The sequence below is a fragment of the Paenibacillus sp. FSL M7-1455 genome (assembly GCF_038004655.1).
GTDB lineage: Bacteria > Bacillota > Bacilli > Paenibacillales > Paenibacillaceae > Paenibacillus_AQ > Paenibacillus_AQ cookii.
Genome location: NZ_JBBORO010000001.1, coordinates 4,862,401 through 4,874,171, shown reverse-complemented (window position 1 = coordinate 4,874,171; position 11,771 = coordinate 4,862,401). Strand labels below are relative to the sequence as shown.

At 53.8% G+C, this 11,771-nt stretch carries 8 protein-coding genes; 3 read left to right on the top strand and 5 right to left on the bottom strand.

What is annotated here, in order from left to right; genetic code table 11:
* Positions 1-170: 170 nt before the first annotated feature.
* The 3 genes from NYE48_RS22430 to NYE48_RS22420 form a co-directional block, all read right to left on the bottom strand.
* Entirely contained in the window at positions 171-1,526 is a 1,356-nt protein-coding gene (locus NYE48_RS22430; RefSeq protein WP_212950976.1) for an ABC transporter substrate-binding protein, read from the bottom strand.
* A gap of 234 nt (positions 1,527-1,760) precedes the next feature.
* Positions 1,761-3,332, bottom strand: a complete 1,572-nt coding sequence (locus NYE48_RS22425; RefSeq protein WP_212950977.1) for a response regulator — start codon at positions 3,330-3,332, stop codon at positions 1,761-1,763.
* 3 nt (positions 3,333-3,335) lie between these two features.
* A complete protein-coding gene (locus NYE48_RS22420; protein ID WP_341000004.1) occupies positions 3,336-5,081 on the bottom strand; it encodes a cache domain-containing sensor histidine kinase in 1,746 nt (581 codons plus the stop codon).
* 390 nt (positions 5,082-5,471) lie between these two features.
* Between NYE48_RS22420 and NYE48_RS22415 the strand changes: the two genes are divergently transcribed.
* The 3 genes from NYE48_RS22415 (at position 5,472) to NYE48_RS22405 (ending at position 8,058) form a co-directional block, all read left to right on the top strand.
* Positions 5,472-5,846: a hypothetical protein gene (locus NYE48_RS22415; protein WP_341000003.1), complete on the top strand. Its 375-nt coding sequence runs from the start codon at positions 5,472-5,474 to the stop codon at positions 5,844-5,846.
* Between the two features lie 186 nt (positions 5,847-6,032).
* Positions 6,033-6,527, top strand: coding sequence for a CYTH domain-containing protein (locus NYE48_RS22410; RefSeq protein ID WP_212953243.1), 495 nt, complete (start codon positions 6,033-6,035; stop codon positions 6,525-6,527).
* 394 nt (positions 6,528-6,921) lie between these two features.
* Positions 6,922-8,058, top strand: coding sequence for a glycoside hydrolase family 88 protein (locus NYE48_RS22405; protein ID WP_341000002.1), 1,137 nt, complete (start codon positions 6,922-6,924; stop codon positions 8,056-8,058).
* Positions 8,059-8,109: 51 nt separating this feature from the next.
* Here the strand turns inward: NYE48_RS22405 and NYE48_RS22400 are convergent, their stop codons facing one another.
* On the bottom strand, positions 8,110-9,150 hold the full coding sequence (locus tag NYE48_RS22400; protein WP_341000001.1) for a chitosanase: 1,041 nt from the start codon (positions 9,148-9,150) through the stop codon (positions 8,110-8,112).
* Between the two features lie 919 nt (positions 9,151-10,069).
* Positions 10,070-11,629 carry an IS5 family transposase gene (locus tag NYE48_RS22395; RefSeq protein ID WP_340996292.1) on the bottom strand — a complete coding sequence of 520 codons (1,560 nt, stop codon included), beginning with the start codon at positions 11,627-11,629 and terminating at the stop codon, positions 10,070-10,072.
* Between the last annotated feature and the right edge of the window lie 142 nt (positions 11,630-11,771).

The window sequence follows — 11,771 nt, the reverse complement described above, 5'->3', positions numbered from 1 at the left end:
CTTGGTATATCTCGATTATAGAAACGGGCGGCGGATGGAGTAATGGATAAAACCGGGCTCTTTGTTCAAAAAGCAGAGGTGTGGAATCACGGAAAATGCATATTTCCGCACAACAAAAGAGAGCCCGTCAACCGCCACCGGTTTTCGGCTCTCTTTGTCAGGCTGCTGGGTTATTTCTGGCTTCGGGCCAAAATGGCGTTCGCTTCTTTGCGGAATTCGGCGGCCGCCTCGTCGATCGCGATTTTCTTGAACAAAATCTTTTCGCTCAGATCGCGCAGCAGCTTTTCGATTTCCACCGCTCCGATCGGATTCGGAGGATCCATCGGGCTGCTGTTGGATTCGACCCAAGTGACGTAATCGAAAATTTTGGCTTCGTTTTCCGTCAAATTCGGCTTCAGCGCTTCTTTTACCTTGGAGGAGACCGGTACGCCGCGTTCGCCTTTGATGAGCTGGTTCGCCTCGATGTCGTTGATGAAAAAGCTGATGAATTTCGCCGCTTCTTCCTTCTGTTTGGACGTCTCCGCGATGGAGAAATACATGGAGGGCTTCAGGAACAGGCCTTCTTTCGTTCCGGGGCCCGGCATCGGATTCAGCTCCAGCGGACGGTCCTTCACCAGGTTGGCGACGGCCAGGAACTGGTTGGACCAGCCGGTGCCGGAGACGGAGTGGCCGAGCAGGATTTCGTCCTCTTCGGCGACGCCTTTTTTCTGGGCTTCTTTATCCAGGGACAAAATGTAGCCGTTGTCGTACCATTTTTGGTAGCGGGTGAAATAATCGATAAACGGCTTGTCGTCGGCGTATCCGAGCGTTTTGCCGTCTTCGCTGTACATTTTTTGGCCGATCGTTCTCAGGTAATAAGGGAAAAAGACGTCGTGGCGGAACGCAAAGCCGCCGATTTGCAACCCTTTGGCTTTCGCCTGGGCGCCCATCTTGTCCATATCGTCCCATGTCCATTCTTTGGACGGGATATCGATGCCGTTTTTCTTCATCGTTTCCACGTCGAACGTCGTTTGCAGCGCATTGACCCCGAGGTTCATGGCTACGAGCTTGCCGCCCACTTCCCCGCCTTTCAGCGCGTTTTCGCTCACGTCTTTGACGTCCAGCACGCCGCTGTCCGTAAAAGGCTTCAAATCCGCCAGCTGGTTGCGCCCGGCATATTGGCTCAAATACGAGATGTCCATCTGGATGATATCGGGCAGGCCGCCGGCCACCGCCTGAGGCGCGAGCTTTTTCCAATAGTCGTCGAATGGCGCGTATTCCGGCTCGATCGTGACGTTCGGATGTTTTTCCTCGTACATTTTGATGACCTTCAGGGTGTAATCGTGCCGGGACTGGCCGCCCCACCAAGCGATGCGGAGCTTGACCGGCTCCTTGTTATCGCCGCTTTTATCGCCGGAAGCTTCCTGCTTCGCCGGTTCCGGCGTCGACGCCGTGCCGCCCGATTTATCCGCCGTTCCTCCCCCCGAACAACCGATGAGGCTGGCCATCAAGGAAAACAGCAATACGGCAGTGAACGTTTTTCTCATCGTATTTCCTCCCCTTATCGTGAACCGTTTCCTAAACTGATTGTGCTTACAAGTTCATTATCGATATTTGCCTCCATCGGGGTAAGGAAAAAAACCGACCTGTTTGTTTAAAAAGCAGAGGTGTCGCCTGGCGGGGCCTCCACGGTTTTTTGCAAGCCGCTAGGGAAAAAAGGGCGGGACAGGGCCTGACAGGTTGTATGTACAACTTCAAGCCGAGCCCGGTCCTTATACGGGTCACGCGTTGGCGCGGCCCCAATCCAAGGCGGCTTTGCGGATATACTCCGACGGCGTGCAGCCCACCTGTTTTTTGAACACTTGGCTGAAATATTGGGGATTGTCGCCGAAGCCGAGCCTTTCGGCCATTTCGAAGATTTTGACGTCCGGATCGGCGGCCATCAGCTCGGTTGCCCGCTGAATCCGGATCCGCATGACGTAATTGGAAAATTTCTCGCCGGTTTCTTTTTTGAACAGCTTGCCGAGATAATCGGCGTTCATGTAAAGCATTTCATGGGCGACCATGTTCAGGGACAACGCGGAGTTTCCCAGATGCTCCTCCACGATGTCGATCACCTTCCGGACGATGGCGTTATATTTGCACGTGCTCCGCTTCATCGTGCGGCGCGAGATTTCTTGGACCGCATGTTCGAGAAAAGAATGGATCGCCTGCAGCGATTCCATTTCGGCGATTTCGGGGATGCGTTTATACGCTTCGTCCATCCGTTCCGGATCGGCCAGCCGGATCAGGGAAGCGTACTGCCGGATCGCGTGCGACTTGGCCATGTCGATGCCGAGCTGGGCGCGTTTCATTTCGGCGATGAACTCGGATAAGGCCAGCGCCGCTTCTTCGGCACGGCCGGAGCGAACCGGAAGGATGAGCCGTTCTTCGTCGAAATCAAATTCGGCGTCTTGGCTGCCCGGGGAGAGCGCATCTTGTCTTGTAATGATGCCGCTTTCGTCCAGGTAGAACCGGTAATCCAGGCACCGCAGCGTTTCGCGGTACAGCCTTCTGGCCTGCGCCATGGGGCCGGGATCGCTGACGGCAATGGTCACGTTCGTTTTGTAGTAGAGGCTGAAGGTGCTGCGGACGTCTTGAAGGCGGAGGTAAAAAGACTCCTGATCCTGCGGATCGGCAATCAAAATCAGCACGTGGTCGCCGATCGTCGTGCTCAATAACGTCGTCTGCAGCACGTCTTCGGCAATGTTTTTGACGGCAAACCGGTGTTCGAAATCCGTTTCGCCCTCAAGCTGGCAGAGCAGAAGCCGGATCGGCTGATCGAAGGGATAAGGGAACAGCCCGCGGTATTCCTCCAGGTCGCGCGTTCCGTAGGTTTTGTTGGTGACAAATTCCTTGAGCACCTGTTCTTTCGCGTGGGGGATAACTTTCTCGAAACGCCGCTTCATGTCGCGGATGAACGTCTCCCTGCTTTGCTGCCGGTCGAGCTCTTCCGTGACCTCCCTGAGCGCTTCGGCTATTTTGACCTCGTCGGTCGGTTTCAGCAAATAATGCTTCACGCCGTATTGCATGGCGCGGTTCGCATATTCGAATTCCCCGTAACCGGAGAGCAGCACGAATTTGACGGCGGGGTGGGTGCCATGGGTTTTGGCGACCAGCTCCAGACCGTCCAGGCCCGGCATCCGGATGTCGCTGACGACGATATCCGGCGCCGCCTCGACGATTTTGTCGTAAGCCTGAATCCCGTTTTGCGCCGTTCCGATCAGCTCCGTCCGGAATGCGGACCAATCGACCATTTGGGAGATGCCGTCCAAAATAATCCTTTCGTCGTCTACCAGAAGAACTTTATACATTGCTTATCCCTCCAATTCTTTTGGCAACTTGATGATGACGCGGGTTCCTCGGCCGGGGGCGCTGTCGATATCCACGCCGCACCGCTCCCCGAAGGCAAACCGGATCCGCTCGTCAATATTCAACAGCCCGATCCCGTTTCCTGCCGCAACGAGTTTTCCTTCCCGCAGCAGTTCGAGCGTTTCGGGAGGCATGCCCGGCCCGTCGTCCTCGACGATCAGGCAAAACGCATCCGCTTCGTACCGGCTGTAAATGGCGATGGTGCAGGTGTTCACCGAAGGCTCGAGCGCGTAGTGGATTGCGTTTTCGAGCAGCGGCTGCAGGGTCAGCTTCGGGATTTTGCGCGCATACTCCCGTTCCTCGAGCTCCATGCGGAAGGACAACCGATCCTCGAACCGGAATTTCTGGATCGTCACGTAATTCCGCACCATCTCCAGTTCTTCCCCCAGCGTCAGGATCGGTTTCTTTAAGCTGACGGCGTTGCGCAGCAAAAAGGCCAGCGCCTGAACCATTTGCGAGATGCGGGTTTGTTTGTTGACCTTTGCCATCCAGTTGATGGATTCCAGCGTGTTGTACAGAAAGTGGGGATTGATTTGGGCCTGCAGCGCCTTGAATTCGGTCTCCTTGATGAGCAGCCGGCTGGCATAGTTTTCGGTAATGAGCGCGTTGATTCGTTCGACCATCAGGCGGAACGTCCGGTGCAGCAGTCCAAGCTCATCCATGGCCGGCGGCTCCTGATCCGAGGCCAGCACGTTCGCTTCGGCGAAATTGCCCTTTTCCGCAAGTTTCATGCGGGCGATCAAATTTTCGATCGGACGGGTCAGGCTGCGGGAGAAGCGGATTCCGCAAAGGATGGCCACGGCGAAAATGAAAACGAACACGATGACGACAAGCTCTTTGATAAACACGATTTGTTTGAAAATCCGGTTGAAAGGCGTGACGTTCAAGTAGGTCCATCCGGTATCCGCCGAACGGTTGTAAGCGACGAAATAGGTTTGATGGTCGATTTCCTTGATAAAATACCCGGCTCCCGCGAAGAGCGCGTCCTGCAAGGCGGACGGGTCGAAATCAAGCCTGGAGGGGTAAATCACGACGGTGCCCGCCGTCATCATGAAGACGCCTTCCTCGGCCGCCAGCTCCTGGATGATCCGGTCCATGTTGATCCGCATAAAAATCGTGCCGATTTCCTTCAGGTCAAACAGCGTTCCGGAGTAGGAGCGGATATCCCGCGACAGGATGAGGGCAGGGTCGGAAGCGTCGGGATAGGTCCACCGGGCTTCGCCTTTGGCCTCCGCGGCCAGCTTTAAGATGGAGGCCCGTTTGTCCGGGGCGATCGGGATGATGCTGCCGAGATCCTGCTGGGCCCCGTAGGCATCCACGACATGGATGGAATATAGGGAAGGCTCGGAGCCGACGTAATTGAGCAGCCGATCGACCAAGCGCTGGCGCAGGGTCAGGCGGTCGTAGTCGGAATCGCTGTCGGCGATGGAACGGAGCAGGGACTGGATTTGCGTGTCGGTCGCGACGCTGAAGGACAGCTGCTCGATGCGCTCCAGCTCCTTTTCGATCGCGGAGGAAGACAAATGCAGCACCTGCGAGGACTTTTGGTACAGCTGCTCGTCATACACGGAAAAGGCGTACTGGAGAACAACCAGCGCAAAAGCGAACGTCGTCGCGACGATCAAGGCGATCAGCAGGGAAAGTTTGTTTTTGATCTTCATATGCTTGAATGAGACAAACCATTTTTGCACGCGACTCCTCCCATGGATGTGGAATTTAGTACACATTATGTCACCGCCATGTAAACGCTGTCAATATTAGGGTGAACCTGATAAGGGGGGGGTTTTGAACAAGGAGGATGGTCTTGCGCCTTCCATTGGCTGCGGGTGCCGGGGGTCGGGGCATAAGGATCAGCTCATGCGGAAAGGATGAATAAAGGAGGGATGTCACGTGAGGAAAAGCGGAACTGCGGGCCGGGAATTGAATACAATGAAGATAGGAAGCAAATCGCTGCTTGATGCTTTTTTCGCGCCACCCGGATTTGACATAGCTAACTGTGTTTAGTATTATTACAGTAATCTTCTTTTTGTTATATACGCAGTTACAGTTTGTATACCAATTTAAGGTAAGGCGGTGGAAGAATGAAATTCGAAATTGGCGATTGGGTTCAAGGGAAGACGGTAGACGGAGAGTTTATTCACGGATATATCGAGACGCTGGATGCCCAGCAGGAGATCGTTCGAGTACGCATCGTTCAATCGGATCATGAAGAAGCGGTCGGCAAAACGGTCGCGGTGCGCAGCTCGTGGCTGAAGCAGCTTCCGGCAGCCCCCCTTACAGACCGGCAGAATCTCGAAAGCTTGATCGACCTTGCCTTGTCCACGTGGGATGAAGCCTGGTTCGACGAACTGACGGGACTTCTGGAGGGCTTAAGCAGCGAAGAAGAACAAGGCAAACAGCGTGCCCGGCTTCAAGGTTCCTTCCGGAACCGGCTCGGTTTGTTTGAAAATAAATGACGGCAAGGCCCGGATCATTGTCCGGGTCTTTGTTTTTTATAAGGAACGGTTTCGCGGCTAAACGGTGGCGGCATGAGCCGGGCTTTTGAGTCTGGCAAGCTTGTTCGCTCATTGTTCCCCGCCGGCCCCGCCCGTATAATGGATAGTACATGCAGCACCGAAAAAGACATAACGGGAGGCAAACGGATGGCGCTTGAGATTGAACGCAAATTTTTGCTGCCGGAATTTCCGGCGGCGCTGCTGGACGAACAGGGGCTGCGGATCGAAAAGGAGCAGATGATCGAGCAGACGTATCTGGCGATCCATGAAGACCAGGAGCTGCGGGTTCGGAAAATCTCCGACGTGAAGACCGGCCTGACGGAATACACCCATACGTTCAAAAAAGGCCACGGCATTGCCCGGGAGGAAGTGGAATATTCCATCTCCGCAGGGCTCTATGAGCAAATGATCGCCAAACACGGCGCGGTGCCGCTGATCAAAAAGCGCACGACGGCCGCTTGGGGAAACCGCCTGATCGAAATCGACGAATACGAGCAAATCGAACTGCGGGTATTGGAAGTGGAATTCGCTTCCGTTTCGGAGGCGGAACGTTTCGTTCCGCCGGCGTGGTTCGGCCGGGATATCAGCTCCGACAAAAGGTACAGCAACAAAAAGGTGTGGAAGCAGCTGCAAAGCCGTTAAGGACAAAGCGGACGCGCGAAGAGGTACGGGGGCAGTTCGTTTGTTCACGGATATAAAGGTATGGACAAATCCGCCGACCGGTGCCTATTATCTTAATAAGCGCATTTCGGCGCGCACAGCAGCGCTATTTTACCTGCTCCAAGCAGCGTCCGCTTCTTGGGGCTTACCGGAAAACGGCGATCCGTTGACGCGGGTATCCGCATGAACGAGGCAAAAGACGGGCGGTAAGCGCCCCTCTTTGCGCCCCGCCGACATACAATTGAAAGCGCATACGGCGGCAAATCTCCGCTTCCGATGAAGGAAATGGCCATGGTTTTTTCGCGAGGATGAGGCCGAAAGCCGTGAAGGTTTGCTTCAAACCATGAATGAACTTGAAAAGGAGAATCAACGGACGATGTGGCAAAAGGCGATTGAAGATGCAGCGGGAAAAATCAAACGTAATGCGGTTCGCCATCCGGGGCTGTTCCCTCATATTGTCGGGCAGAGCGCAAACGGAGAGAAACGTTACGAGTGGGGCGCGAACGAGGACTGGATCGAAGGCTTTTATACCGGGATGATGTGGCTTTGTTACGAATACGACGGAGACGGGTTTTTTCGTGAGTCGGCGGCGGCGCAGCTGGAGCAATACCGCCACCGTCTGGAAAAGCATATCAGCCTCGACCATCATGACATCGGGTTTTTGTATTCCCTATCCGCGGTTGCCCAGTGGCGCGTGCTGAAGGACGAAAAAGCCCGGGAGCTGGCGCTGCAGGCGGCGGATAAGCTGCTTCTGCGCTGGCGCCCGCGAATCGGGGCGATTCAGGCCTGGGGACCCGAAGGCGATCCGGAAAACGGGGGACGGATCATCATCGACTGCCTGCTGAACCTGCCGCTGTTGTATTGGGCCCATTTGCAGACGGGCGACGAAAAATATTACGATATCGCATACCGCCACGCGCTCCTCAGCCGGCGTTTCCTCGTTCGCGGCGACGGCTCGTCGTACCATACGTTTTATTTCAACCAGGAAAACGGCAATGCCATCCGCGGTGGTACCCATCAAGGGTATCAGGACGGCTCGACGTGGACTCGGGGGCAAGCCTGGGGAATATACGGCTTTGCGTTGTCCTACCGGTACACGCGGGATGAGCGTTTTTTGGATACGTCCAAGCGCATGGCCCGCTATTTTATCGAACATTTGCCGGAGGACGACGTGGCGTATTGGGATTTCGACGCGCCGGCCGAACCGGGAACGTCGCGCGACAGCTCCGCTTCGGCCATCGTGGCCTGCGGTTTGCTGGAGCTGCTTGAGCTGATGGACGAACGCGATCCGCAGCGCGCATATTTCGCGGACGCTTTGCAGCGGATGATGGCGTCGCTCGTCGAAAACTATTCTACGATCGGCATGCCGGACGCGGAGGGCTTGCTCCAGCATGGCTCTTATCATGTCCGCGGCGGCATCGGCCCCGACGATTACATGATTTGGGGAGATTATTATTACCTGGAGGCGCTGGTAAGGATGTCGAAGGGGATTCAGGGATATTGGTACGAATAAGGCATGAAGCAGGGCGCATCTTGAGCGATGCCCCTGCTTTTTTGATCCGCCTTATTTCAGCTCCCAATCGGTGACCTTTTGGATCGCCGCATCGGCATTTTTCAAATCGGTTTCGCCCATGTTCAGGAGCGTGCTCCATTGTTTGACGCGGTTTTTCCCGTTTGGCGGCTGGTTGTAGTCGTTCGTGTCGACGATTTTGGTGCGTTCGGCGTAAAATTTCGTCATAAACGTCTTTTCGTCCTTACTGCTTCCCGAGCGGGACAGGATGCCTTGAAGGCTGCCGGAGTCGCCCGTGGCGCCTTGGTTAAGAGCGGTGTCGACGAAAGAGCCGATCGTCAGCGCCGACGTGAAGCCGCGTTTTTTCGCCTGCTCGACGCTGTATTTGATGTATACGTTATAGAAGGTGCGCCACATCGCTTCCCGCCAGGCCGCGTCATTCTGCAGGCTGTTGATTTTTTTGACGAATTTGCTTTCGCTGTCCGAGATGACCAGGATGCCGTTTTTCATTTTGCCGTTGATGCCAAGACGCTTCAGGGCGCCTTCGACGCTTGGATTGCTTGCGCCCTTGGCGCGGTCGTACTCTTTAAAAAGTTCGGGACCGTCCGGCCCTTCGTCGTTCGGCCCCCCGGTTGTCGCGCCGAAAATACCGATGGTATACCCGCGGTCATCTCCGATATCCTCGCAATATCCGTAATATTTCGTCCAGTTGAGGTCGTCCTGCTCCGGTTTGTTGACGAGCTTCATGATGTTGTCCCACTGCTCGCCGTCAAGGCCGGTGTTGGCTTTCAGAAATTGCAGCGTTTCCGGCGAAAAGTTGGCGTCATGGCTTCCCGCCGCAGCGGCGAAGGCTTGGACGTCCGCCTCGGAGGCTCCGGCCGAAGGGCTTGCGTTGAGTTCAGCATTGATATCCGTTTCTATGGGGATGGAGATCTCCGTCGGTTCAAGCTGCTCCGCATCCGAAACCTGCTCGTCGGCAAAAGCCTTCACCGGAACGGGGCCCGACATGGCGATCATGGAACCCAGCAGCGTAAAGCTGAGCAGAAATACGGTTAACTTTTTTCTTGCGGTGGCTTGTTTGTTGGCGTTGTTCATGGATTATCCCTCCAAAAGTGATGAATGGCAAAAACGGCGGTCGATTTTTTCGATAAAAGTAAAAACGCTTTAACTTTAGATGTATAAAAAACGACCACAGTAAAAATAAATGCTTGGTGTCAATCCCTTCTTTCGGTTTTCTCTTAAAGTTTAAGTGCTTAAACTTTTGGGTGGGAAAAGCATTCCATTTCCGATTCGCTGCTTCGAGGCTCCGGAGCCACGGGTCTTGATCCAGTGTCGTGTGGATGCAGCAAGAGCATACTTGAGATCGCGGCGGTCGAACAAGGGTCCTAACGACTATTTCGTTTAGCGGACTTCTGTGTAGATATTTTATCCTAATCGGGGATTTGACACGACAGGATACTGCATCGTTCGAGCAGAGCCGTCTTCTGGCGCAAAATGAAGTCGAATTACCGCTTGTGCCTGATTATAGTTTTTCGGAAACGAAGTCGTTTTTTGGCTGCCGGCTGTGCGCTTCATTTGGCGTAGCCGGCAGGGTCTTTGCATTAAATCATACAACGTAAATAAACAAAAAAAGTTATGACAAAAAAGAAAAAAATAATTACTTTATTTACATTAAAACCATTTATATACATTTAGTTTTGTGGTATATTTTCATTGGTACCCAAGGTGGTTCATTTTCTGCTACAATAAGTGGCGAAGTACTAACAAATAAAGGTGTAGCAATGGTAGTTCCATCAAACAAATCAGTTTACTTTAAAATAGTTTAAAGTATGATTGTACTTATTTGTGAGAGTAACACAACAATGTGCCATTTGTTGTGTTACTCTTTTTACTAAATACTGCAGGTTGAAAGAAGGGATATTAAATGGAGTTATTTACTGAGGTACAAGCTAATCAAGTAATTGGTGATGTTCGGCGGCCTATATTAGGGCTTGCTGAACAAGATTCGTTCCATCTACACCCAACGCAAGTCTCTAAACCCAAGCAGTCTGAAAAAATGCAAAAAGAGAACACGCAGTCGCCGCTCCAGATTCATGACCAGAAACTGAAGGGCGATGACGGTCAAACTGGTTTCGGCGCCACGCGCCCGAATGCGACCTAGGCCCAATTTGCGCTTGCCTTCTCCAAATTTTCCTTCGATCGCATTACGCTGTACAGCGTCCTGGCGCTCTTGCCGACGATCGGCGACTTCACTTTGCTCTTTCGAGGGTCTGCCGAGCTTCGGGCCACTAAGGCGAATCCCTAGCGTTTTGCAATAGTTCAGGTTGTCTCGATTGCGGTAGATTTTATCGGCTAGAATGACGGCGGGATAATACCCGAATCGCTGTTTGTACGCTTCCACCGATGCTTGCAGCGTGGTTGCCTCGTTGAAGCTGTCCCATTGTGCCGTTTCGATCCAAGCGTAACCGTCCACCAGACTGGCGGCGATTTTGGCGCCGAACTCCACGTTCGCTCCAGCTTTGCCTCGAACCATCGGACGTACATGCGGCTGTTCGATACTCACGATGCGATCGGCGACGACATGCGTATTCTTCTCTAGCATTTCGCGCTGCTGACGGTAGAGCTCCGAGATGATCAGAAGCTGGCGATAGTGTCTTTTGCTCAGTTCCGTGAGAGGCGTATACTTTACGAGGGCTTCAATAATCCGCAGATTCCGTCCCACGTAGCCAAGTTGCTTTTTGATCGCTTTGCGGATCACCTTGCCCGATGCCTTGCGTTGCTTGGAAACACTCAGGTACGATTTTCTGGCTTTCTCGCGGTACGTGCGCGGCTTCTCCATCGCTCCGACATGGGGACGGTGCAGCACGTCGATGATGTCTTCCAGGATTTCACGGGCGTGATTCAGCAGCCCCAAGTCAGTCGGATACTTGATGTCCGCAGGCGCGCATGTCGCATCCAGCATGAGGGTGCCCTTGTTCATGACTTCCGCTGTCGGTGCGGCTGTAGATGGCAGGGCGTGTAGCTTTTTCGCCATGTTGCGGGGGTTCTTCGCCACAACAGGGGGCTCCTCGGGAATAGAGAAAGCGTCCCCTACCTCCATGGTGAGCTGCGAGCCGCCCGCGTCGTTGTCGTCGTCATCGCGATCCCGCTTGGACGATTTCGGTTTCGCCTCGACCTCTCGCTCTGCTTGCAGCGCGGCTTGGGCGATCCAGTCGTTGACTTCAGCTAGGATTTCCAAGCCGAGCCGTTCCCGAAAATGCGTGAGCAGGGAGTGATGAAACGGCACTTTATCGACATACGCGGTGTAGCCCAAGAAGAACTGCAAATATGGATTTTCCTGGATTTGTAAGGTGGTCTCGCGGTCACTTAAACCAAGGCGCTCTTTGATGATGAGCGAGCCGAGGGCGATACGTGCCGAGTACGCCTTTTGGCCGATGGCTGGGGACTTGAACGAGCTCACATATTTCTCTTCTACTTTGTCCCAAGGGATGATCGCCGCAAGCTGCACCCACCGATTGGTTGGATTTAATTTTCCGCCAAAGGGCAAATAGAAGTTTTCCAACAAGTCTGCCATATCTCGATTCAGCACGAACACTTTCGCTCACTCCATCTGCAAGGTTTTTTACCGATTTTCCGTGTTTTCTTTGCAGATGAATTCGACAATAGTGCCTCTAAACCCTTGTGAGATAAGGATTTTTTGATTATTCAGCAAGCCC